The following is a 23535-nucleotide window of genomic DNA, read 5'->3' on the forward strand; positions in this document are numbered from 1 at the left end:
GATCGTGGCGACGGCTCCGCTCAAGCCCACGATCAGCGATCCCGGGCTGCGCGACCGTCTCTACGAGCTGCTCGAACGCGATGATCTGCCGCATTCGGGCGGCTTGCGCTTTGCCCGGGTCATCGTCGCCATCATCGCCGTCGATGTGCTGGCGGCGATCCTGGCCTCCGTGCCCGAGATCGACGCGCAGTTCGGCTGGCTGCTGACGACCATCGAGATCGCGGCGGTCATCGCCTTCGCGCTGGAATATGCCGCGCGGCTCTGGAGCGTGGTCGGCCACTCGCTGCGCGACATGACGCCGGCGCGGGCGCGGCTGGAATACGCCTTCTCGGCGCTCGGCGTGATCGACCTGCTGGCCTTCCTGCCGTCGGCCGTCGCGCTTGCGACCGGCGACAAGACCGCGCTGGTGCTGTTCGGCATGCTGCCGTTCCTCAAGCTGGTGCGCTATTCGACCGCGATGCGCTCGCTGCTGGCGGCGCTACATGCCGAGCGGCGCACGCTGTTCGGCTGCGTGGTGATCCTGACCGGCGCCGTGCTGCTGTTTGCCTCGCTGCTCTATGCCATCGAGCACAGGGTGCAGCCGGACAAGTTCGGCACCATGCCGCAGGCGATGTGGTGGGCGATCGTGACGCTCGGCACCGTCGGTTACGGCGACGTCGTCCCGATTACGCCGCTCGGCCGGACCGTCACGGTGGTCGCGATCGTGGTCGGCTTCGCGATGATCGCGCTGCCGGTCGCGATCATCTCGACCGCGTTCGCCGACGAGGTCCGGCGCCGCGACTTCGTCGTGACCTGGGGCATGCTGGCGCGGGTGCCGCTGTTCTCACATCTTGGCGCTGCCGATATTTCCGACATCATGCGCTTGCTGCGGTCGCAGACCATCGAGGCCGGCGAGGTCTTGGTGCGACGCGGCGATGCGGCGTCATCGATGTATTTCATCACCGCGGGCGAGGTCGAGATCGACCTGCCGAGCCAGCTTGTGCGGCTTTCCGACGGCGCGTTCTTCGGCGAGATCGCGCTGCTGCGGCGGACCAGCCGCTCCGGCACGGTGACGGCGACGCGCAAGACCAAGCTCCTGGTGCTCGATGCGCAGGACTTCCATGCCCTGATCGAGCGCATGCCGGCGCTCGCCGCGCATGTCCGGGAGACCGCGGAGGCGCGGCTTGCCGATCCGCTTGCGGCCGGCGGCGACCTGGCCGCCGCCCAGGCGCCGCGCGAGACCGACGGCGGCATCCGCGACTAGAATCTCATTCCGATTGAATCGGAACGAGGCTCTCGATTCTTCGTTTGGCGCGTTTCTTCACGCGAACCGGTATCCACTTCGCTCGAAAACGCTTAGTCCCGCCGCAGGAACACGTAATCCGCCGAGTAGGCCGCGCCTTTCAGCGCGCCTGATTTGTCGCAGGCGCCGCTGAGCTCGCCGCCCGAGGTGTTGATCCGCTGCACGGTTGCGACGCCGGAGAGCAGGCCGTTGCCGCGGTGGGCGATCACCTCGAGCTTCAGCCAGGGAATATCGGCGGCGGTGGTGCCGGGTGCGCTGCCGGCGGTGCGGGCGGTCACGACACTGCCGTCGACATGCTCCCAGTTCGGACCCGCATAATGCCGGCCGACCGTGCGACCGTCGGCGATCAGGGTCGCGATCGGTTCGCGGAACGACCAGGCGAGCTTGCCGTCGCTGACCGGCTTGCACTCATAGACCTGCACGCCCTCGGCATGGACGGTGAGGATCTTGGACTCGCCAGGCGCCGCGACGGCGTCGGGCAGGGGATCGGCAGCGAATGCCGCCGACGCGGTTAGCGAGAACGATGCGAGCACGACGGCTCTGACAAGGGCCATGGTCATGCTCGCACCTGTCTTCCCAGGATGACGGCCTCAGGCCGCGATCGCCTTCACGAGGTTGTCGGACACCTTGTCGAGGAATCCGGTGGTCGAGAGCCAGCGCTGGTCGGCGCCGACCAGGAGCGCGAGGTCCTTGGTCATGTAGCCCTCTTCGACGGTGGCGACGCAGACCTTCTCCAGGGTGGTGGCGAACTTGGCCAGCGCCTCGTTGTTGTCGAGCTTGGCGCGATGGGCGAGGCCACGGGTCCAGGCGAAGATCGACGCGATCGAGTTGGTCGAGGTCTCCTTGCCCTTCTGGTGCTCGCGGTAGTGGCGGGTCACGGTGCCGTGGGCGGCCTCGGCTTCCACGGTCTTGCCGTCCGGGGTGAGCAGCACCGAGGTCATCAGGCCGAGCGAGCCGTAACCCTGGGCCACGGTGTCGGACTGCACGTCGCCGTCATAGTTCTTGCAGGCCCAGACATAACCGCCGGACCATTTCAGCGCCGAGGCCACCATGTCGTCGATCAGGCGGTGCTCGTAGGTCAGGCCCTTGGCCTCGAATTCCTTCTTGAACTCGCGGTCGAAGACGTCCTGGAAGATGTCCTTGAAGCGGCCGTCATAGACCTTCAGAATCGTGTTCTTGGTCGACAGATAGACCGGGTAGTTGCGCATCAGGCCGTAATTGAACGAGGCGCGGGCGAAATCGGTGATGGAGTCGTCGAGATTGTACATCTCCATCGCGACGCCGGCGCCGGGCGCCTTGAACACTTCCTTCTCGATCACGGTGCCGTCCTCGCCGACGAACTTCAGCGACAGCGTGCCCTTGCCGGGGAACTTGATGTCGGTGGCGCGGTACTGGTCGCCATAGGCATGGCGGCCGATGATGATCGGCTTGGTCCAGCCGGGAACCAGGCGCGGCACGTTCTTGCAGATGATCGGCTCGCGGAAGATGCAGCCGCCGAGGATGTTGCGGATGGTGCCGTTCGGCGACTTCCACATCTGCTTCAGGCCGAACTCCTTCACCCGGGCCTCGTCGGGGGTGATGGTGGCGCATTTGACGCCGACGCCGACCTTCTTGATGGCTTCGGCGGCGTCGATGGTCACCTGGTCGTTGGTCTCATCGCGGTATTCCATGCCCAGATCGAAATAGAGCAGTTCGACATCCAGGAACGGGTTGATCAGCTTGTCCTTGATGTACTGCCAGATGATCCGGGTCATCTCGTCGCCATCGAGTTCGACGACGGGGTTGGATACCTTGATTTTTGCCATGACGGGGAGGCCCTCTTGGGAACGGCGCGCTTTTGACGGCGGGGGTGGAAAATACGCCTGCGCTATAGCACCGCCCGGGGGCGGGCGGAAGCGGAGGGGTTATGCACTTTCAGCCCATCTTTTCACCGAGAACCGCCATTCTGGACGGACCAGAATAGCGCCTCTCGGCCCTTGTTCTTGACGGGTTTTCTTCACGCGAACCGGTGCCCACTTCGCTTGAAAACCCTCTAGAACGCCGCCTGCGTCGCCGTCCCGGCCACGATGTACCAGGTCACGAACAGGCCCGCGATCAGGGCCCCCGGCAGGCTCGATCCGGTCCGCCGCCAGGTGAAGGTCGCGATCACGGCGACGATCGCGAGCAGGGGCACGAACTGGATCGCGACGATGGTCGAGAGCGGCACGAAACCGGGGTCCGGGACCGGGTTGAACAGCTTCCCCGTCAGCCACAGCGTGCCGTATTGCAGCACCAGCAACACGATGAAACCGAACGTCAGCGCCAGGATGTTGGTCAGGTACAGCGCCCCGCGCGGCGCATCCATGGTCGAGAAATTCCGGTGCAGCACGTGCAGCGCCACGACGAAAAACGCCGTGAACGGAATCAGATAGATCAGGAAGATGAGGAATTGCTTCGCGCTCATCAACTTGAGTGCGACGATCCAGAAGCGGAAGTCGATCTTGAAGGCGAGGTCGGCGAGCCATAGCGCGGCATAGCCGACCGCGACCGAAGCCAGCGCGATCACGACGGATTGACCGACGAGGCCGGTCCGGCTGGCGCGGTTCGGGGCGAACCGCATCAGGGCGAGCGTGATCAGGCCGTTGATGATGGCCCAGACCAGGATCTGGTTGGTGATGCCCTGCGGCAGGAACGCGCTCGGGGTGACGAAAGTGCCGCCCAGTGCAAAGGCCGGGTAATAGGTCAGCGCCGGGATGAAGGCGGACAGGATGAACGCCGTGGTCCAGCGCCGGCCGCTCGCGGCCTGATGCGGCGGCATGGTGCCGTCGGCAACCGCCGGCAGCCGAAGGCGGGAGAACATCGGCGCCTCCAGCAGCCCGTCGAACGTCCCGATGACCAGGGCAATGAAACCGATCAGCGCGACCAGCGTGCCGATCTCCTTGCGGAACCAGATCTGGTCGTCGACCGGCCGCGCCGTGCCGCCCTTCAATGTCTTGGCGAACCAGTCGAGGCTGTAGCCGATCGCCTCATGTGAGATGTGCTCGGCCGGATGGGTCATCGCCGGGGTGTACAGCACCCGGGCCGTGCCGTTGGCCGGATCGCCATAGACCTTGCCCGGCTCGACCGCGCCTTGTGTGCCGAACAGCGCCCAGAGCTTCGGGCTCGTGGTGACGTCACGCGCCAGCTGGACACCCCACATCAGGTCGGGGAATTCCTCGTACTGCGCGAACACGAGCGCGGTATTGCGCGGCCAGCTCGCAGTGCCCTCGGCAGCGAACGGCTTGCCGGTGGACGAGCCCTCCAGCACCATCGACTTGTAGTCGTTGGGCATCGCGGCGGCGGCCCCCAGCACGGTCCAGCCGCCCATCGAATGGCCCTCGAGCCCGATATTCTCCTTGTCGACGAATTGGAGGCTGCGGAGATAGGCAAGGCCGTCAGGTCCGCCAAAACCGTTGGCGAAGGAGGGCGGGTCGCTGTAGCCGTGGCCGGTCTGGTCGAGCGCCAGCACGACATAGCCGCGGCGGGCGAACTCGATCGCGAAGCCGTCCTGGGTCTCGCGCGAATTGATATAGCCGTGGACGGCGAGGATGCCGGGCGCCGGGATCTGCGGCGTGGCATTCGGTGGGATATAGAGCAGGGCGCTCATGGTATTGCCCTTGGCGCCGTTGAAGCGGACATCCTCGATCCGGATGCTGCCGGCGGTCTGCGTGAAGTGGGCGAGCAGGCCCCCCGCCACGATCAAGATCAGGCCCAAAATCGCCAGCGTCCATCTGCCCCGCATCGTCGTCCCCCCAATGTGCCTCGCCGTTGAAACCGGCGTCTCAAGCGTGCCTTTACAGCTTCGCTTTGGTTGTGGTTGATAGCCTATCCGAAGGCCAAGTGCGCGCAAGCGGCAGCCTTCGCTTCGTGCGATTGGGACTCCGATTGAGGATTCGCAAACGCCGCTAACCCTGTTATCTCCTTGGAGAAAATGGTCCCGCGCAGAACCGGTGCAAAGCTGGTCGGTGCGGTCTTGGACCCCTGCATGAGATTTTGAATCAGCCTCCTAGGAAGCTGATTCAAAATCTTCAGACGTTGAATCAGAAAGTGAAGTGAGATGTCCGGCACCGACAAGACCAAGGCAGGGCACGACCTTGCCGGTCCCGTCGTCATCCTGGTCGAACCGCAGCTTGGCGAGAACATCGGCATGGCCGCGCGCGCGATGGGCAATTTCGCGCTGTCGAGGATGCGCATCGTCAACCCGCGCGACGGCTGGCCGAACATTGCGGCCCAGCGTGCCGCCGCCGGCGCCGACCACATCATCGGTTCCGTCGAGCTGTTCGACACGGTCGAGCAGGCGATCGCCGATCTCACGCTGGTATTTGCGACCACCGCCCGGGCCCACGACCAAGCCAAGCCAGTGGTCGGGCCGGAAGGCGCGGCGGGTGAGATCGTCGGTCATGTCGCATCCGGCGGCGGCGCCGGCATCCTGTTCGGGCGCGAGCGCGCCGGCCTGACCAATGAGGAGGTCGCGCTCGCCAACCGCATCATCACCTTCCCGGTCAATCCGGGCTTCGCCTCGCTCAATCTGGCGCAGGCGGTGCTGTTGATGGGCTACGAGTGGTTCAAGCTCTCGACCGCGGGTGCGCTGCCGTTCGCGATGCCCGAGCGGTCCGAGCCGGCCTCCCAGCACCAGATGCAGGCCTTCTTCGACAACCTCGTCGCCGAGCTCGACAAGGTCGAGTTCCTGCGACCGGCGGAGAAGCGCGACACCATGCTGGTGAACCTGCGCAACATCTTCACGAGGATGGATCCGACCAAGCAGGACATGCACACGCTTCATGGGGTGGTGATGGCGATCGCCGAGGGCCGCAAAGGCCCGGCCAAGGGCGGGGTGCTCGACGGCGCCCAGGCGACGCGCTTGCGGGCGCTGCTTGCCGAGCAGGGGCAGGGCGGCGCGACCGCCGACAGCAGCAGCACCGTGCGCGGGCTCGCCCGGCTGCTCCGCCGCAACCCGACCGACGCCGAACGGATCCTGTGGCAGGCGCTGACGCGGGACCGCCGCTTCGCCGGCCAGTTCAAGCGCCAGACCCCGGTCGGCCGCCACATCCCCGACTTCGTCTCCTTCGTGCACCGGCTTGCAATCGAGCTGGTCAACCCGAACGAGAGCGAGGCCATCGGTGCCGACCGTGCCAAGCGCAGAGCCTGGCTCGAGGCGCGCGACTATCGGGTGGTCGACATGCGGGTGGCCGATGTCGAGCGCGACCTCGACGCCGAGCTCGCGCGGCTGGAGGCGGGGCTGCAGCAGGAGCGGTAGCTTACGCAATTGCTCTGTCCGCGGAGCAAGAACGGGATTCGAGTAAGCGACTCTTTCCACACGTCGTCCTGGCGAAAGCCAGGACCCATAACCACCGCATTGGATTGTGAAAGGGATCGAGGCCGCAGCGTCGCGCAACAATTGAGATTTGGGGTAATGGGTCCTGGCTTTCGCCAGGACGACACCGTGTTGGTGCGCCGCAGATGGCACGATTTCTGCCGTCACAATCCCGAAGGCAGCATCTCGCTAGGCTAGTGCCGACACGAGCCACAGACCCACATGCAGGTCGCGGCCATCAGCTCCGAGGCTTGCGGCGAGCGCGTTGCGTACCGCTTCCATGGCGCGATGACGTTGATCGTCCGTGGCATTCTCGAGCAGCGCAGGCAGCGGGCCGGCCTGCGTGATGAAGGCCATGCTTTGCGCGATGTCGCCGCCATGGATCGGTACGTCGGTGGCCTTGAGCGCAATCTCGTGAAACCCGGCCTCGGTCAGGATACCGCGAACGCGATCCTCGCGCGCGAACGAAAACATCCCGGGCGCCAATGGATCGAGCGGCGGCTGTGGCGGCACGTGCGGTCGGGCCGCCTCGATGGGTACGCGAAACCACGGCGACTCCGGCATGGTGCGAAAACAGACGAACACCAGCCGCCCGCCCGCTTTCATGCCGCCGCGGATGTTGGTGAAGGCCTTGACCGGGTCATCGAAGAACATCAGGCCAAAACGCGAATACATCAGATCCGCCCAGCGCGGTTCGAAGCCGTAGATCGTTGCGTCGGCCAGCGCACAGGTCACGTTGCCAAATCCCGCCTCGGCGACACGATGCTTGGCCAGATCCAGCATCGGGACCGAGATATCGACACCCACCACAGCACCCGACGGACCAACAGCCTTGGCGAACGCCAACACTGTGTCACCGGTGCCGCATCCGATATCGATGACACGCTCACCCGGCTTTGCCGCCGCGGCACCCAGGCTGACGTTGGTGACCGACGTGAAGACTTCGCTGATCACGGCTTGCTGCGAAACCCATGAGTGCCCCATGGTGCTGTTCCAGAACTCTGCTCCTCGGGGGTTTGGCGTAGGCGTCTGCATTTGATCAATCTCCTGGTGCTGAAAATGGAGTGTCGTCTGAAACAAACTGCACAAAATTCCAGATCGAACGCGAAGCTGAATCTCCGTACCGGGCATTAGCGAATTGCAGCCGACGTGCTTTGCATCTCGGCTCTAGGCCATCAGGACGTCTTCGCGCGATCCGCATCTGATCGATGCTGGACGGCGCTCAGGTGGTGGATTCATTGCCGCCGCCCTTCGGCTTGGAAATCGGAGGGATGCAGCTACCGAAGCGTGGATCGAGCGGATCGTAGCGCGACCTCATTCTCGCAAAAATATAGAGCGCCGCCAGTGCGAAGGCGCCGAGCAACAGCAGGCCCCATGCAGGTGGCGGACCTGCAACCAAAAGCACTGCTGCTCCAACGAGGACTAACGCGATAATGCCCGAAGACAGTTTTGAAGCCATGACCGGCTCCGCAGTTAGCGCAAGGACGGGATACTACCCCCGAAATCGATCTATTGGCGAGAGGCCGGCTGCGACACGCCAGCGCAGATATTTCCACCTGCGCCGTGGACGGAGCAACGGCCTGTTCGCTCACCGCCGCGAAGGTAACTATCGAGTTAGAGGTTGAGTTCGCCCGGGCTCACGTACTCACTGCCGCGTGGATGGCGCAGCAATGTTGTACCAGGGCGTCGTGCGAGACCACGAATTGCTTCAACGGCGTCTCGATGTCGTAGAAGTAGATATTGGCCACGAAGCCATAGATGCCGGCGTCGATAGTCGTCGGCCTGTCGCCATGCACATAGCCTTGGCTCGGGATCAGGCTCGCCAGTGCGGCGAGATCGGCGAGGCCGCGGGCCATCGCGGCGTCGGGCTCGAAGCGGCCGATGCCCTGGTAATAATAGCGCTGCGCGTTGAACTCCTTGGCCTTCATCAAGCCGTCGTCGGTGAGGGCTGGATGCTCGCGCTTGAGCGCGTCGCGGAATTGGGGCCAATAGCGCGCGTCCTGCCAGCGCGAATAGGACATCACCCAGTAGAGATCGTCGAGCGTCCGCGTGACGAGGAGGTTGGTCGTGCGCTGCGCCGGCGTCAGCGCGGCATCCAGCGTCACGTCATATTTTCCGGTGACATAGGCGAGGATGGTCTCGCTGTCGCCGACAGTGTCGTCGCCGTCGACGACATAGGGCAATTGCTTGCGCGGTGCCTTCGATGCATCGAAAATATGTTCGTGCCGGAACGGTACGCCGGCGAGCTTCAGAAAAGCGAACACCTTCAGACCATAGCCATTGTTGTCGGCGACGCCGAACAGCGGCGGATAGGAATAGAGCGTGAGCATGATGGCTCGCCACGTTCGAGGTCGCTACACGCTACCTCAGAATCCGTCGGTTGGATACGTCAGGCAGGCAAGCCCGCCTGTTGCGTCGCAGCGCCTGAAACGATTGCCTACAATCCGTAGTTGATGTCTTATTGTCGTCCTTGTCCCGGGTCGGGCGCGCGGTTTCGACAAAGCCTACGGGCGCATTTTGCGTCGGCGGTGCACGCCCCGGACGATCAAGCCTTCGAGATGCCGCCGTCGATCACCGGTCCCATCGGCTCGTAGCGCTCGCCGCTGAAGCGCACCAGTTGCAACTGCTCGAGCGGATAATGGTCTGATGGCGAGGTGTTGATCCGGATGCCGGGCAGCAGCATGTCGGATTCGAAATCCTTCAGGTTGGCCGCCTGCTTGATGATGCTTTCGGACGAGACGTCGTCGCCGCACTGCTTGAGCACCTGGACCAGGATCTGGCTGGTGAGATAGCCGGTGACCGCGTAGATGTCGTTCTTGGCGGCGGCCGGATCATATTTGTCGAGGAACGCGCGCCATTTCTGGATGGCGGGATCGCTGTCCCAGGCGGCGTCGACGGGATCCTTCAGGTAGGCGCTCGAAATGATCCCCTTGGAGACGTCGAAGCCCGCGGCTTTCAGCGTCGAGCCGGCGGAGGAGGCGTTGTTGCCGATGTAGTGCGCCGGTTGCCAGCCGAGCTCGGCGATCTTCTTGATGCCTTGGGCGGCGAATTTTGGTGTGGTCATGCTCATGAACACGTTGGCGCCGGCGGATTTGCAGCGGACCACCTGGCTGTCGATGGTCGGGTCGGCGGTCTCATAGGACAGCTCCGCCACGATTGCGGACGTCCTGGCGCCAAGTCCGTCCTTGAAGCCCTTCAGCACGTCGCGGCCGAAATCGTCGTTCTGGTAGACGATGCCGATTTTGGGATCGTTCTGTGTCGACAGCACATGCTGCGCGAAGGCGCGGCCCTCGATCTGGTAGCAGGGCTGGAAACCCATGGTGTAGGGGAAATTCTTGTAGTCGCCGAACTTGGTCGCGCCCGAGGCAATGAAGAGGTGCGGGACCTTCTTCTGGTTCATGTACTTCATGATCGCCGCATTGGTCGGCGCGCCGAGCGGCGCAAACAGCACGTCGATCTCGTCGCCTTCGACCAGCTTGCGCGCCTGCTCGACGGTCTTGGCCGGGCTGTAGGCATCGTCATAGGTGATGTACTTGATCATGCGGCCGTTGATGCCGCCTTGCTCGTTGATCATCTTGAAATAGCCGCCGGGGGTGCGGCCGATCGACGAATAGACCGCGGCCGGTCCCGAATAGGCGTCGATGTTGCCGATGACGATCTCGGTCTTGCCCTCCGTCTTGCCTCTGGCGATCGCGGGCCTGCCGAGCAGCAGCGCGGCTGACGTGGCCGCGGCGCCCTTGATGAGATGACGGCGCGATAGCCGGGGCGAACGGTTCCTTGTCATTGTAGTCCTCCGCTTCTTCTTGTTGGCCGTTTGGCAGCCTCTGACGGGCATGTCGGCGCGCAGCATTCCACAGCGGTGCTTTGGGACTTGTGTGCAGTCGCTACCATCTGAAATTTTCGCACGATGTCAGCCGCGGAGGCCGCGTTCCCCCATCCTCGGTTACCGACATGCCGTCCGGGATTGCTATACTGCGGCGACTGTCGTGGTGATCTCAGCAGGGTGGACCGATGGCGAAAGTGTTGGAAGGCAAGGTGGCGGCCGTGACCGGGGCGGCGTCGGGGATTGGACTGGCGAGCAGCGAGGCGATGCTGGCCGCGGGCGCGCGCGTGGTGATGGTCGACCGCGATGCCACCGCGCTGCAAGCGCTCGCCCGCAAGCACGGCGATGCGGTGGTCCCGCTGGTGATCGACCTGCTCGATCCCGCGCAGTGTGCAACCTTGCTGCCCAAGGTGCTCGAGAAGACCGGCCAGCTCGACATCCTGCACGCCAATGCCGGCATTTATGTCGGCGGCGACCTCGTCGATGCGGATACGATTGCGATCGACCGGATGCTGAACCTCAACGTCAACGTCGTGATGAAGAACGTGCACGACGTGCTGCCGCACATGATCACGCGCGGCACCGGCGACATCATCGTGACGAGCTCGCTCGCCGCGCATTTCCCGACGCCGTGGGAGCCGGTCTATGCGTCGTCGAAATGGGCGGTCAACTGCTTCGTGCAGACGGTGCGGCGCCAGGTGTTCAAGCACGGCATCCGTGTCGGCTCGATCTCGCCAGGACCCGTGATCAGCGCGCTGCTGGCGGACTGGCCGCCCGAGAAGCTTGCGGAGGCCAAGGCGGCCGGAAGCCTGCTGGAGGCCAGCGAAGTCGCCGAGGTCGTGATGTTCATGCTGACCCGGCCGCGCGGCATGACCATCCGCGACGTCGTGATGCTGCCGACGAATTTCGACCTGTAACGGCGAGCGCCGCGCCTCAGGCGGCGCTGCGATCGGTGGCGGGCGCGTGGCCGTGCTGCGTGAGGCGGCGCAGCGCGGCGACATTGGTCGCGACGGAAGCCATCCGGCACCGCGCCTTGCCTTCGGATTTCGCCTCGTACAGCGCGGCGTCGGCGGACGCCAGCAGCTGTTCGGCCTCGGTGCCGTGCTCAGGCGACACCGCGATGCCGACGCTGACACCGACCTCGGCCGAGATGCCGCCCGCGAGCTGATAGGGCATCGTGACGGTCTGGATGATGCGCTGGCCGGCCGTGAGCGCCTGTTCCGCCGTGACGCCGTTGACCAGCACCACGAACTCGTCGCCGCCGAGCCGTGCGATTACCGCGGTTTCGGGCAGCGCACGCCGCAGCCGCTCCGCGGTCAGCATCAGCACCTGATCGCCGGCGGCGTGGCCATAGGTGTCGTTGACCGGCTTGAAATTGTCGAGGTCGAAGAACAGCAGCGCAAAGGGCCCGCCATTCTCGGCGGGGGCCGCCAGCTTTGCGTTCAGCGCCGCGACGAAGCCGGCGCGATTGCGCAGGCCGGTCAGGGTGTCGTGATGGGCAAGATGGCCGTTCTCGCGCTCGGCGCGCATCGTGGCGATCAGCATCTTGTTGAGGCGGAAGGCTGCCACCGTCATCGCCGTGAGATACAGCGGCACCTGCATGACGACGATGAAGAGCAGCGGCTCGCCGGCAAGGGCCGCGCCCGGAACGATCGGGCCGAGGCTGAGCAGGATCATGGTGCCGGCAAGGCGCGGGGCACTGAAATTGCGGAAGCAGATGCCGCCGACCATCGCCGCCGCCGATAGCGAAGCCAGCAGCGCAACCACCCAATCGCCGCTTGCGAGGCTGATCAGGATGCCGAAGCCGACGCTGGCGCTCCAGGCGACTGCAAGCACGAGATGCAAATCGGTCGGGGTCGGCCGCTGCTCGCGCGCGGCGCGATGCGCAACCACGAGCACGGCGAGGCGCGAGAGGCAGATGACGAGTTCGAGGACGACCCAGGTGATGAACAGCGCGGTCGGCTCGCGGATCGCAATCACGGCCGCGACTGCGACCGTATTGACCGCGCCAGCCGCAAACACCGGCAGCGAGCCGTAGAGATCCCCGATCAGCGCCGCGCGGATGTCGTCAGGTACGCCCGGTCCGGCGTCGGCGAGCCAGCGCGTCACGCCCCAGCGCGGCTGGCTGTATCGTCCTTTTTCGGACTGCATTGTTCTTGCCTCGTACTTTCACCGCGCAACTGACCCGGCCCGACCTAACAGGCGTTTAAGGCCGGCGCCGATCGCGCGGCGTGATTGACGGCAGGTAAACCCGGCGGGCGATCGCGCCGCAGAAATACCGACGCCGGAGGTCGCGACGATCGGTTCGGCCGGCGGTGAGAAGGATGAAGTCTGCGCCAATGCCGGCCTTGCCAGGGTGGCGGACGCGCCGAAACAGCGCGGACGCCGCGTCGGCAGACTACGATATGTGAGAAGGGCAGGACTGCCGCGGATTGCGGCGGCCGTTGCGTTACACGGCGAGGAGCTGTTGTTCCGCCGCGCCGCCGGCGCGCTTCGGCTTCTTCGCCTTGGCGGGCGCGAACAGATTGCTCGCGGCAAGGCCCGCGGTGTCGGCGACGGTCGGATCACACGACACCATGGCCGCGACGATGGCGCCGTCGATCAGCAGCGCGAGCTGGTGCGCCAGCACGGCCGGCTCGGCCGCGCCCATCTCGCCGGCGAGCTTCTCGATATGCGCCAGCACCACCTTCTTGTGCTTCAGCGCGATGTTGCGGAACTGCTTGGCGTCCTTGTCGTGCTCGGCGACCGCGTTGATGAAGGGGCAGCCGTAGAAGCGCTCCTCGGCGAACCAGGTCTTCAGGGCAGGGAAGATCCGCGACAGCTTGGTCTGCGGATCGCCGCCGCCGGCCTCGATCGCGCCGATGAACCATTCGCGCCACTGGCGGCCTTCGCTCTCCAGCACCGCATGCACGAGGTTGGTCTTCGAGCCGAACAGCTTGTAGAGCGTGGTCTTCGCGGTTCCGGCCTCGTCGATGATCGCATCGATGCCGGTGGCGTTGATGCCGTTCTTGCAGAACAGATGGGTTGCGGCGTTCAGCAGGCGCCCGCGCGCCGATTCATTGTCGCCGGCGGTGAACGCCGCGGCAGGTTTTTTCTTCGCAAGCGATTTGGCCATGCGCGGCAGTAAATCGGAGCGCGCCGAAATCATCAAGCCGCATCTTCACGGGGGCGGGCATGTGCGCCGTCCTGCGCTCAAAATAATCGCGGCGGCGCCGCAGATGCACCGCGTTTGAGCAGCCGCGCGCTGATCAATCCGCAGGCAGGCCCGCTTAAGCGCCTGCAGGATTTCGCCTTTTGATTTGCGGCGGGACTGGCACGCTTCGTGCAGGAAACAGACCGTTCGGTATCCTAACCAAATCCATCGCTCCCAGGGAGAAAACTGATGACCGCTGTCGCCCAGAAAACCGCACTGACCGGCTGCCTCGCGCCGATCGACAAAGGCGGGCTCGAGCAGCTGATTGCCAATGGCAAGGCCAACCCGAAGGTGATCAAGACCTTGAAGTGCAAGACGGTGGCCGAGGGCAAGTTCCGTCACGCCAACTACATCCGCAACCTCGCGCCCTACATCGTCGACGAGCCGCCGGGCCTGCTCGGCGACGACACCGCGCCCAATCCCTCCGAGGCCTCGCTCGCCGCGCTCGGCTCCTGCCTTGCGGTCGGCCTGCACGCCAACGCCGTGCATCGCGGCTGGATCGTCAACAAGCTCGAGCTCGAGCTCGAGGGCGATCTCAATATCACCGCGGTGTGGGGCACCGGCGACGTCAGCGAGAAGCCGGTCGGCTTCACCGACGTCCGCGTCAAGGTCGACATGGAGTGCGAGGGGGTCTCGCAGGCCGAGATCGACGCGCTGGTGGCGCATGTGAAGAAGTGGTCGCCGGTCGCCAACACCTTCACCCGTCCCGTCAATCTCGAGGTCAGCGCGTAAACGCCCGACCGGCAATTCAAGGTGCGGAGATCATCCATGGGTTCACTGGCTTTATCGCGGGTCGCAGCTCAAGATCCCGCACCGACCATTGCGGACGAGGTTGCCCGCCTTGCCCGTCAGGAGCTGGCGCCGATCGCAGCCGCGATCGATGCCGGCTCGGTCTATCCCGGCGAATTCCTGCGCCGGCTCGGCAAGGTCGGCGCCTGGAGCAGCCATGTGCCGCAGGAGGGGCCTGCCGACCTGCGCTGGGCCATCCAGTCGATGGCGGCGCTCGGCGAGGTCTGCGGCGCCACCGCCTTCATGGCGTGGTGCCAGAACACGCTGGTCTGGTACGTCGCCAATTCCACCAACATGAAGCTCGCCGCGCGCTTCGGTGACTGCTTCGCCCGCGGGCGCGCGCTCGGCGGCACCGGGCTCTCGAACCCGATGAAGAGCTTCTTCGGCATCGAGCGGCTGAAGCTGAAGGGCCGCAAGGTCGATGGCGGCTACATCGTCCGCGGTGCGCTGCCCTGGGTGTCGAACCTCGGGCCCGGCCACTACTTTGGCACGATCTTCGAGCGCGAGGACGAGGGCACCAAGGGCGAGCCGGGCGGCATCGCAAGCGGCGAGCCGGGCAGCATCGCAAGCGGCGAGCTGGGCAGCACCGTGATGTTCCTCGCCGACTGCTCCGATCCCGCGATCACGCTGACGCCCTGTAAGCCGTTCCTGGCGATGGACGGCACCGGCACCTATGGCGTCCAGTTTCGCGACGTGTTCGTGCCTGACGAACTGATCCTGGCCGAGCCGGCCGCGCCGTTCGTCAAGAAAATCCGCGCCGGCTTCATCCTGTTGCAGGCCGGCATGGGTCTTGGGCTGATGAAGGATTGCATCAATATCATGGACGAGGTCCATGCGCCGCTCGGACACGTCAACCGCTATCTGCCGCAACAGCCGCTGCAATTCCGCGAGCTCCATGCCGAGTTCGAGAAGGAGGCAATGGCGCTGGCAAGCGATCCCTACAATGCCGATGACAGTTACTGGCGCCGCGTCGTCGCACTGCGACTGCGGATCGGCGATGCCAGCGTCGCATTCGCACATGCCGCGATGCTCCATTGCGGCGCGCGCGGCTACCTGATGAGCCACCGCGCCCAGCGCAGGCTGCGCGAGGCCTATTTTGTCGCCATCGTCACGCCCGCCACCAAGCAGCTGCGCAAGATGCTGGCGGACGGCTGAAGCATGATCCGGAAAAGTGGAAACCGGTTTTCCCTCGCGACAAACGCGGAACGCGTTTGCGCGGAGATCATGCTCAAACAAGTTCGGGACCACCACAACTGCAACCACAGACAGGAGAGGCTGCCATGACGGACGTTCTGATCACCGCCGGCGAACTTGCCGAGCTCGTCAAGAAAGACCCGTGTGTCATCATCGACACGCGGAATCCGGATGCCTATGCGGCCGGCCATTTGCCCGGTGCCGTCAATGTGCGTGACATCTTCACCTTTCTTGCGACCTCGACGCCGGAAGGCATCCACGAGCTCAAGACAAAATTCGCCGACGCGTTCGGTGCCGCCGGTCTCTCCGGCAAGGAGACCGCGGTGATCTACGAGCAGTCGATGAATTCCGGCTTCGGCCAGTCCTGCCGCGGCTACTACCTGCTCACGATGCTGGGCTATCCCAGGATCAAGGTGCTGCATGGCGGCTTCGATGCCTGGAAGGCGGCCGACCTGCCGGTGACCACCGACGTGGCGGTGCCGGCGAAGGCCTCCTTTGCGATCGTACCGGAGGCCGGCGATATCATGATCGACGCCAAGGCGATGCTGGCGGCGGTCGGCAAGCCCGGTGTTGCGATCCTCGACGTGCGCGACGTCGACGAGTGGATCGGCGAAAGCTCCTCGCCCTACGGCAAGGATTTCTGCCCGCGCAAGGGCCGCATCCCCGGTGCGGTGTGGCTGGAATGGTACCGCATGATGAAGCCGACCGCCGAGGGCCCGCGTTTCAAGTCAAAGGACGAGATCCTGGCGGAGTGCGCCACCGTCGGCATCTCGCAGACCACGCCGGTCTATCTCTACTGCTTCAAGGGCGCACGCGCCTCGAACACCTTCCTGGCGCTGAAGAACGCCGGCGTGAAGGACGTGCGGATGTACTTCGGCTCCTGGAACGAGTGGTCGCGCGACCCGTCGCTGCCGATCGACGAGGGCTTGCCGACCGCGGCCGTCGTCACCGGCAAGGCGGCATAGAACCTGCATGTTTGTTGGTGTCCGGCGGCGCAAAACGCGGCCGGACGCCGATCAATGAACCGGATCGCGGAGTTCTCCGCGTTTCGGTGCGACAATGGGGCGCAGTATGTCCATGTCAGATGATCCCTTCGACGCCGACCGCGTGCTCACGCGATCGGGTTGCGCCTGCGGCTGGCATCGCTCAGCCGCCGAGCATGAGCAGGCCGCGCGCACGTTGCGCTGCGAGCCGGTCGCCGACCTCAGCGAACAGAAGCGTTACGAAGGCATCGTTGCGTCGGCGGTGATGCGGGCGGTGTTTCCGCAGGATGTCGCGCGCCGCGCTTTCCTGAAATCGGTTGGCGCCGCGACGGCGCTCGCCGCGCTGTCACAGTTCTTCCCGCTGAAGACGGCGACAGAGGCGTTCGCCGACGCCGGACCGCCGGAGAAGAAGGACCTCAAGGTCGGCTTCATCCCGATCACCTGCGCGACCCCGATCATCATGGCGGCGCCGCTCGGCTTCTATGCCAAGCAGGGCCTCAACGTCGAGGTGGTGAAGACCGCCGGCTGGGCGGTCATTCGCGACAAGACCATCAACAAGGAATACGACGCCGCCCACATGCTGGCGCCGATGCCGATCGCGATCTCGCTCGGCCTTGGCGCCAACGCCATCCCGTTCACGGTCCCTGCGATCGAGAACATCAACGGGCAGGGCATCACGCTGGCGATGAAGCACAAGGACAGGCGCGATCCGAAGGACTGGAAGGGCATGAAGTTCGCCATTCCGTTCGACTACTCCATGCACAATTACCTGCTGCGCTATTACCTCGCCGAGCACGGGCTCGATCCGGATACCGACGTGCAGCTTCGCTCGGTGCCGCCGCCTGAGATGGTCGCCAATCTGCGCGCCGACAACATCGACGGTTTCCTCGCGCCCGACAATATCTGCCAGCGCGCGATCTATGACGGGGTCGGCTTCCTGCACATCCTCTCCAAGGAGATCTGGGACGGCCATCCCTGCTGCAGCTTTGCCGCCAGCCGCGAGTTCATCACGACGGCGCCGAATTCCTTCGCGGCGCTGACCCGCGCGATCGTGGATGCCACCGGCTACGCGGCGAAGGCCGAGAACCGCAAGCAGATCGCGGAAGCGATTGCGCCGGCCAACTACATCAACGCGCCGGTGACGGTGCTGGAGCAGGTGCTGACCGGCACCTATGCCGACGGGCTCGGTGGCGTGAAAACCGATCCGAAGCGCGTCGATTTCGATCCGTTCCCCTGGCAGTCCTTTGCGGTGTGGATGCTGACGCAGATGAAGCGCTGGGGCCAGATCAAGGGCGACGTCGACTACAAGGCGGTCGCCGAGCAGGTCTATCTCGCCACCGATACCAAGAAGGTGATGGCCGAGATGGGCCTCGCGCCACCCGCCACCTCGTACAAGTCGTTCTCGGTGATGGGCAAGAGCTTCGATCCGGCCAAGCCCGACGATTATCTCGCGAGCTTCAAGATCAGGAAATCGTCGTGACGGGCGAGGCTTTCTCCACGGCGTCGTCCCTGCGAAAGCAGGGACACATACGCCGTGCTCTCTCGGTTAGGCGCGCGGGGAGACACTTAGCGCAACAATTGGGGCCGGTGGTTATGGGTTCCTGCTTTCGCAGGGACGACGCGGGGAGGGAGTGCGAGTGACCTTTTCCCTCCGTCTCCGCGCCGCCATCGTCTCGATCGCGCTGCTTGCCGGCTTCCTCGGCGCCTGGCACCTCGCCACCCGCAGCAGCGGCACGACGGCGGCGATGAGCCCCGAATACGCCAGGCTGATGGGGCTGACCGCGACGCAGGGCAAGTCGGCGATGCCCGGGCCGCTCGATGTCGGTGCCAAGCTGTGGGAGCATCTGAAGCGGCCGTTCTACGACAATGGCCCGAACGACAAGGGGCTCGGCATCCAGCTCGCCTATTCGATCGGGCGCGTCGGGCTCGGCTATCTGATCGCGGTCGTCGTCGCGATTCCGCTCGGCTTCATGATCGGCATGTCGCCGCTGATCAGCAGGGCGCTCGATCCCTTCATCCAGGTGCTGAAGCCGATCTCGCCGCTGGCCTGGATGCCGCTCGCGCTCTACACGATCAAGGATTCCTCGATCTCGGCGATCTTTGTCATTTTCATCTGCTCGGTGTGGCCGATGCTGCTCAACACCGCGTTCGGGGTCGCCGGTGTGCGCAAGGAGTGGATCAACGTTGCGCGCACGCTCGAGGTCGGCACCGTCAGGCGCGCCTTCACGGTGATCCTGCCGGCGGCGGCGCCGACGATCCTGACGGGCATGCGGATCTCGATCGGGATCGCCTGGCTCGTGATCGTCGCCGCCGAGATGCTCGTCGGTGGTACCGGCATCGGCTACTTCGTCTGGAACGAGTGGAATAACCTGTCGATCACCAACGTGATCATCGCGATCCTCTTGATCGGCCTTGTCGGCATGCTGCTCGACCAGGTGCTGGCGCGGTTCACGCGCATGGTAACGTTTCCGGAGTAGCGATGACCGACAGCCGCATTGCAGCCCCTTCACCTCGCCCCGCCTGCGGCAGGGGTGTCCGGGGAAATTCAGGCATAGCGGAGCTCCATCTGGTCAGGTGAGATGGTTGATTTCCGACGGCTGGGGTTGATGGGCGGAGGTTTGTCGATGGCAGCGAGGGATCGACGCGTGAGCAGGAGCTGGCCGACGAGTTCGGCGAACCTGAGCGGGAGCATTTTGATGCAGTTGGTGTGAGCGGCGATGCGCAGCAGCAGGTAGGCAATCATCGCAGCGAGCACCTGAAGGCGGATCGCGTTGTCGTTGGCGCCGAGGAACTTGCGAATATCGAGATGCTGCTTGATCCAGCGGAACAGCAGCTCGATTTGCCATCGGCTCTTGTAGAGGGCGGCGATCTCGACGGCGCTACGGGCAAGGTCGTTGGTCAGGAGTGTGATCTTGCCGCCTTTCTCGCGTCTGATCTTGATGCGGCGGAGCGGGATTGGAAGGCGCGAATCGCCCTTGCTGGTGAGCTTCACCTCGTCATCGGCAAGGATTTCGAAGCCATCCCCGTTACGCTTGCGGATGGCGCGATGCCTGAGCGAGCGAAGACGGATGCTCGTCTTCGCCCGGGTAACGAAGAAAGCCTTGCTATCATTGATCTTCTGCCACCAGTCGAAACGGCAATAGCCCTTGTCAAACACATAGGTGGTGGCGGGCTGGATTGGGGTCTGTCGGCCGATCTCGATGTCATTGACGTTCGCGGCCGTCATCTCGACGCAGGTCGGGACATCGCTCCTTGGGTCGTAGACGACATGCAGCTTCATGCCGCGGATGCGGCCGTTCCACGTCGCCCAACTGCAGACCTTGCCGAGCGGGATCGGACTGGCGTCGATCAGACGCACCATCTCCATGCCTTCACTCCGCAGCTGGCGACGCGCCATCGCCGACAGCGCCGCAAAGGTTTGCGCGAAAATGCCGATCGGACGGCGGGCATTGGCATCGGACAACGTCGAGCGCGACAGCTTGCCGGTTCCCAAGTGATAGTGATGCTGCGAATTGGCGTTGAAGCCAGTCACCACCCCGCGCAGACTGCTGTTGCCGCTAAGCTGGGCATAGATCAGCGCCACCAGATGATCCCAGCTCCTGAACGACTTGTCGTAGGCATCCCCGTCCAGACGATCCACAACCGTCTGAAACTGCCGTCGATTGATCGGTTCAAGCAGCCTTCCAAAAATGCTACCGCGATATCGCATGCTCGGCCCTCTGTGTCTCGACAACCAGAAAAGACCGATTTGCCTCGGTCCTGCCGAGCATGCACCGCGACACAGTGAATCATTCCCCGGACACCCCTGCGCCTGCGGGGAGAGGTCGATCGCAAAGCGATCGGGTGAGGGGGAGTTTCCGCGGGTCTATCTGCCGCCGTGCTCGCGGAGGAAGCCCCTCACCCCAACCCTCTCCCCGCGAAGAGCGGGGCGAGGGAGCGCAGTCCATTCGTGGAGCTACCGCGGATGACCGACAAGTTCATCTCGATCGAGGGCATTGCGCGGCGCTATCCCGGCGCCGGCGGCGGGACCACCACGGTGTTCGAGAATTTCTGGCTGTCGATGGCGCGCGGCGAGTTCGGCTGCGTGATCGGCCATTCCGGCTGCGGCAAGACCACCGTGCTGAACATCCTCGCCGGCCTCGACGAACCGAGCGAGGGCACGGTGATCGTCGACGGGCAGGGGATCGAGGGCACCAGCCTCGACCGCGCCGTGATCTTCCAAAGCCATGCGCTACTGCCGTGGTGCACCGTATCGGGCAATGTCGCTTATGCCGTCGGCTCGAAATGGCGCAAATGGGACCGTGCGCGGGTGAAGGCGCATGCGCAGAAGTTCATCGATCTCGTCGGGCTCACCGGCTCGGAGCAAAAGCATCCGTCCGAACTCTCCGGCGGCATGAAACAGCGCGTCGGCATCGCGCGGGCGCTGTCGATCACCCCGAAGATCATGCTGATGGACGAGCCGTTCTCGGCGCTGGACGCGCTGACCCGCGGCACGCTTCAGGATGAGGTGCGGCGGATCTGCCTGGAGACCGGGCAGACCACCTTCATGATCACCCATGACGTCGATGAGGCGATCTTTCTCGCCGACAAGATCTTCCTGATGACCAACGGTCCCGGCGCCGTGCTGGCCGAGATCGTCGAGAACCCGCTGCCGAAGGAGCGCGGCCGCATCGACCTGCACCGCCATCCCTATTACTATGCGCTGCGCAACCATATCGTCGATTTCCTGGTCAGCCGCAGCAAGAGCTTTGCCGCCGAGGTGACCGGTCACGATCCGCGCCGCGTGCCGACGGTGCGGCCCGGCGTCGGCGAGCCCGTGATCGTCTCGCCGCCACGCGCCGTCGAACCCAATCCCGCGCAGAGCGCTGCGCGCTGAAGCCCAAGGAGGAAACCTGATGAAACGCGAAGACCTCACCGAGAAGCTGCTCGACATCAAGCGCGAGAAGGGCTGGAGCTGGAAATACATCTGCGAGAAGATCGGCGGCTATTCCGACGTGCTGATCACGGGCGCGATCCTCGGCCAGATGAAATTGACAAAGCCGCAGGCGGCGAATGCCGGCGAATTGTTCGGGCTGTCGAAGGCCGAGATCGCGATGCTCAACGAGGTGCCGATGCGCGGCACCGGCACGCCGATGCCGCCGACCGATCCGCTGATCTACCGCTTCTACGAGATGGTGATGGTCAACGGCCCGGCCTGGAAGGCGCTGATCGAAGAAGAATTCGGCGACGGCATCATGTCGGCGATCGACTTCGACATGGCGCTGGAGCGCGTCGCCAATCCGAAGGGCGACCGCGTCAAGATCACCATGAGCGGCAAGTTCCTGCCGTACAAATATTACGGCGCCAGCGGCAACGTGCCTGAATACGGCTTCAAGGAAGAGTAAGGCGAGGGGGCGAATGGCGAGTAGCGAATGGATTCCTGCCCATTCGCTACTCGCACCTCACCAATCGCTACAGGATCGTGCCCGGGTTGTAGCGAGCCGCCTCAGGCTTGGCCTTGGCCAAAGCCTCGACCTGCTCGGCGAAGAAATCGACCTGGGCGCCGGCGTCGCCGGAGTTGGCGCGACCCTGTTCGAGCACGTGCTGCAACTCGGCTGCGCTCAAGCCAAGACGCTTGTCGGCGGCGAGGCGCTGCAGCAGATCGTTCTGCACGATCTTGCCGGTGCGCAGGTCGCCGATGGCCGCGACGGCATGCTCCTTGATCGCCTCGTGGGCGCCTTCGCGGCCCGCGCCCTTCTTCACCGCTTCCATCATCACCGTGGTGGTCAGCAGGAAGGGCAGATAGCGGTTGAGCTCGGTCTCGACCACGGCTTCGAACACCTCCATCTGGTCAAGCACCGTGAGCAAGGTTTCGAGCAGGCCATCCATGGCGAGGAAGGCATCGGGCAGCATGACGCGGCGGACGACCGAGCAGGAGACGTCGCCTTCGTTCCACTGATCGCCGGCAAGGCCTGCGGCCATCGCGAGATAGCCCTTCAGGATCACATGCAGGCCGTTGATGCGCTCGCAGGAGCGGCTGTTCATCTTGTGCGGCATCGCGGAGGAGCCGACCTGGCCCTTGGCAAAACCTTCGCTGGCGAGTTCGTGGCCTGCCATCAGGCGGATGGTCTTGGCGAAATTGCCGGGCCCGCTGGCGAGCTCGGTGAGCACGCTGACCGCACGGAAGTCGAGGCTGCGCGGATAGACCTGGCCGACGGCATCGAGGGCCTTCGGCAGGCCGAGGTGAACGAGGACGCGCTGCTCGAGCGCGCGCGCCTTGCCGGCATCTCCGTTGAACAGGGTGATCTGATCGAGACGGGTGCCGACCGCGCCCTTCAGGCCGCGGGCGGGATAGGTCTGCAGCACATTGACCAGGCTCTGATGCGCCAGCAGCATCTCCTCGCCGGACATGGCGATGCGCTTGCCGAGCGTCGTGACCTGCGCGGCCACGTTATGGGTGCGCGCGGTGAACGGGATGTCGCGCAATTGCTTCGCGCGCGTGGCAAAGCGGATGAGTGCGGCGATGCTCTTGGTCTCGATGAGCTGCAGCGCGCGGTAGACCTGCAATTGCTCGACGTTCTCGGTGAGGTCGCGGCTGGTCATGCCCTTGTGCAGGTGCTCGTGACCGGCGAGCTCGCAGAACTCCTCGATGCGCGCCTTGACGTCGTGGCGGGTGACGCGCTCCCGCTTCATGATGGAGGCCAGGTTGATCTGGTCCTTGACGCGCTCGTAGCTTTCGATCACGCCATCCGGCACCGCGATGCCGAGATCGCGCTGGGCCTTCAGCACGGCGATCCAGTAGTCGCGTTCGAGGCGGACCTTGCCTTCGCCGCTCCAGATGGCGCGCATGGCGGGCGAAGCGTAACGTTCGGCGAGGACGTTGGAAATGTGATCTTGGGACATCCCGCTCTCTTGGCATTGCCTGAGGCTGGCTGCAAGCCGCGACCTGCGATGAATCGT

At 64.6% G+C, this 23535-nt stretch carries 21 protein-coding genes; 10 read left to right on the forward strand and 11 right to left on the reverse strand.

Annotated features, from left to right (window positions below; all coding sequences use genetic code 11):
- Position 1 precedes the first annotated feature (1 nt).
- Positions 2 to 1243 (forward strand): cyclic nucleotide-gated ion channel, encoded by a 1242-nt coding sequence (locus tag ACVIYL_RS26835; protein WP_456781894.1) that lies wholly within the window; start codon positions 2 to 4, stop codon positions 1241 to 1243.
- A 92-nt stretch (positions 1244 to 1335) separates the two neighbouring features.
- Here ACVIYL_RS26835 and ACVIYL_RS26840 read toward each other — a convergent pair whose 3' ends face one another.
- From ACVIYL_RS26840 to ACVIYL_RS26850, 3 genes are all read right to left on the reverse strand, one after another.
- Entirely contained in the window at positions 1336 to 1842 is a 507-nt protein-coding gene (locus tag ACVIYL_RS26840) for a DUF3455 domain-containing protein (RefSeq protein WP_410469768.1), read from the reverse strand.
- A 30-nt stretch (positions 1843 to 1872) separates the two neighbouring features.
- Positions 1873 to 3087 (reverse strand): NADP-dependent isocitrate dehydrogenase, encoded by a 1215-nt coding sequence (locus tag ACVIYL_RS26845; RefSeq protein WP_253607920.1) that lies wholly within the window; start codon positions 3085 to 3087, stop codon positions 1873 to 1875.
- A 227-nt stretch (positions 3088 to 3314) separates the two neighbouring features.
- A complete protein-coding gene (locus ACVIYL_RS26850; protein ID WP_456780256.1) occupies positions 3315 to 5042 on the reverse strand; it encodes an alpha/beta hydrolase family protein in 1728 nt (575 codons plus the stop codon).
- A gap of 315 nt (positions 5043 to 5357) precedes the next feature.
- On the opposite strand from ACVIYL_RS26850, the gene ACVIYL_RS26855 reads away from it, so the two are divergent.
- Positions 5358 to 6557, forward strand: a complete 1200-nt coding sequence (locus ACVIYL_RS26855; protein ID WP_456780257.1) for a TrmJ/YjtD family RNA methyltransferase — start codon at positions 5358 to 5360, stop codon at positions 6555 to 6557.
- A 246-nt stretch (positions 6558 to 6803) separates the two neighbouring features.
- On the opposite strand, the gene ACVIYL_RS26860 is transcribed toward ACVIYL_RS26855, so the two are convergent.
- The 4 genes from ACVIYL_RS26860 to ACVIYL_RS26875 all read right to left on the reverse strand — a co-directional run bounded on the left by ACVIYL_RS26860 (position 6804) and on the right by ACVIYL_RS26875 (position 10398).
- Positions 6804 to 7649, reverse strand: a complete 846-nt coding sequence (locus ACVIYL_RS26860; protein ID WP_253607923.1) for a class I SAM-dependent methyltransferase — start codon at positions 7647 to 7649, stop codon at positions 6804 to 6806.
- A 187-nt stretch (positions 7650 to 7836) separates the two neighbouring features.
- Positions 7837 to 8073 carry a hypothetical protein gene (locus tag ACVIYL_RS26865; RefSeq protein WP_253607924.1) on the reverse strand — a complete coding sequence of 79 codons (237 nt, stop codon included), beginning with the start codon at positions 8071 to 8073 and terminating at the stop codon, positions 7837 to 7839.
- Positions 8074 to 8251: 178 nt separating this feature from the next.
- Positions 8252 to 8944 carry a glutathione S-transferase C-terminal domain-containing protein gene (locus tag ACVIYL_RS26870; RefSeq protein ID WP_253607925.1) on the reverse strand — a complete coding sequence of 231 codons (693 nt, stop codon included), beginning with the start codon at positions 8942 to 8944 and terminating at the stop codon, positions 8252 to 8254.
- A gap of 215 nt (positions 8945 to 9159) precedes the next feature.
- Positions 9160 to 10398, reverse strand: a complete 1239-nt coding sequence (locus ACVIYL_RS26875; RefSeq protein WP_253607926.1) for an ABC transporter substrate-binding protein — start codon at positions 10396 to 10398, stop codon at positions 9160 to 9162.
- A 227-nt stretch (positions 10399 to 10625) separates the two neighbouring features.
- Between ACVIYL_RS26875 and ACVIYL_RS26880 the strand changes: the two genes are divergently transcribed.
- Positions 10626 to 11354 carry an SDR family oxidoreductase gene (locus ACVIYL_RS26880; RefSeq protein WP_253607927.1) on the forward strand — a complete coding sequence of 243 codons (729 nt, stop codon included), beginning with the start codon at positions 10626 to 10628 and terminating at the stop codon, positions 11352 to 11354.
- A gap of 16 nt (positions 11355 to 11370) precedes the next feature.
- Here the strand turns inward: ACVIYL_RS26880 and ACVIYL_RS26885 are convergent, their stop codons facing one another.
- Complete coding sequence (locus ACVIYL_RS26885) at positions 11371 to 12588, reverse strand: GGDEF domain-containing protein (RefSeq protein ID WP_253607928.1); 1218 nt, start codon at positions 12586 to 12588, stop codon at positions 11371 to 11373.
- A gap of 298 nt (positions 12589 to 12886) precedes the next feature.
- On the reverse strand, positions 12887 to 13552 hold the full coding sequence (locus tag ACVIYL_RS26890; protein ID WP_456781895.1) for a TetR/AcrR family transcriptional regulator: 666 nt from the start codon (positions 13550 to 13552) through the stop codon (positions 12887 to 12889).
- A 267-nt stretch (positions 13553 to 13819) separates the two neighbouring features.
- Between ACVIYL_RS26890 and ACVIYL_RS26895 the strand changes: the two genes are divergently transcribed.
- The 5 genes from ACVIYL_RS26895 to ntrB all read left to right on the forward strand — a co-directional run bounded on the left by ACVIYL_RS26895 (position 13820) and on the right by ntrB (position 19073).
- Positions 13820 to 14362, forward strand: coding sequence for an OsmC family protein (locus tag ACVIYL_RS26895; RefSeq protein WP_225164216.1), 543 nt, complete (start codon positions 13820 to 13822; stop codon positions 14360 to 14362).
- Between the two features lie 36 nt (positions 14363 to 14398).
- A complete protein-coding gene (locus ACVIYL_RS26900) occupies positions 14399 to 15574 on the forward strand; it encodes an acyl-CoA dehydrogenase family protein (protein ID WP_456780258.1) in 1176 nt (391 codons plus the stop codon).
- A 125-nt stretch (positions 15575 to 15699) separates the two neighbouring features.
- On the forward strand, positions 15700 to 16578 hold the full coding sequence (locus tag ACVIYL_RS26905; RefSeq protein WP_456780259.1) for a sulfurtransferase: 879 nt from the start codon (positions 15700 to 15702) through the stop codon (positions 16576 to 16578).
- Positions 16579 to 16684: 106 nt separating this feature from the next.
- Positions 16685 to 18076 (forward strand): CmpA/NrtA family ABC transporter substrate-binding protein, encoded by a 1392-nt coding sequence (locus ACVIYL_RS26910; protein WP_253623727.1) that lies wholly within the window; start codon positions 16685 to 16687, stop codon positions 18074 to 18076.
- A gap of 157 nt (positions 18077 to 18233) precedes the next feature.
- Entirely contained in the window at positions 18234 to 19073 is an 840-nt protein-coding gene (ntrB, locus tag ACVIYL_RS26915; protein WP_253607933.1) for a nitrate ABC transporter permease, read from the forward strand.
- 68 nt (positions 19074 to 19141) lie between these two features.
- On the opposite strand, the gene ACVIYL_RS26920 is transcribed toward ntrB, so the two are convergent.
- Positions 19142 to 20305, reverse strand: coding sequence for an IS4 family transposase (locus ACVIYL_RS26920; protein ID WP_057015126.1), 1164 nt, complete (start codon positions 20303 to 20305; stop codon positions 19142 to 19144).
- A 255-nt stretch (positions 20306 to 20560) separates the two neighbouring features.
- On the opposite strand from ACVIYL_RS26920, the gene ACVIYL_RS26925 reads away from it, so the two are divergent.
- Positions 20561 to 21472 (forward strand): ABC transporter ATP-binding protein, encoded by a 912-nt coding sequence (locus tag ACVIYL_RS26925; protein ID WP_456780260.1) that lies wholly within the window; start codon positions 20561 to 20563, stop codon positions 21470 to 21472.
- A gap of 19 nt (positions 21473 to 21491) precedes the next feature.
- The gene (cynS, locus tag ACVIYL_RS26930; protein ID WP_050387665.1) at positions 21492 to 21980 is read left to right on the forward strand and encodes a cyanase; all 489 of its coding nucleotides are present in this window, start codon (positions 21492 to 21494) and stop codon (positions 21978 to 21980) included.
- Positions 21981 to 22047: 67 nt separating this feature from the next.
- Here cynS and purB read toward each other — a convergent pair whose 3' ends face one another.
- Positions 22048 to 23478, reverse strand: coding sequence for an adenylosuccinate lyase (gene purB / locus ACVIYL_RS26935; RefSeq protein ID WP_253607935.1), 1431 nt, complete (start codon positions 23476 to 23478; stop codon positions 22048 to 22050).
- Positions 23479 to 23535 lie beyond the last annotated feature (57 nt).

This window comes from Bradyrhizobium sp. USDA 3315 (genome assembly GCF_054056795.1).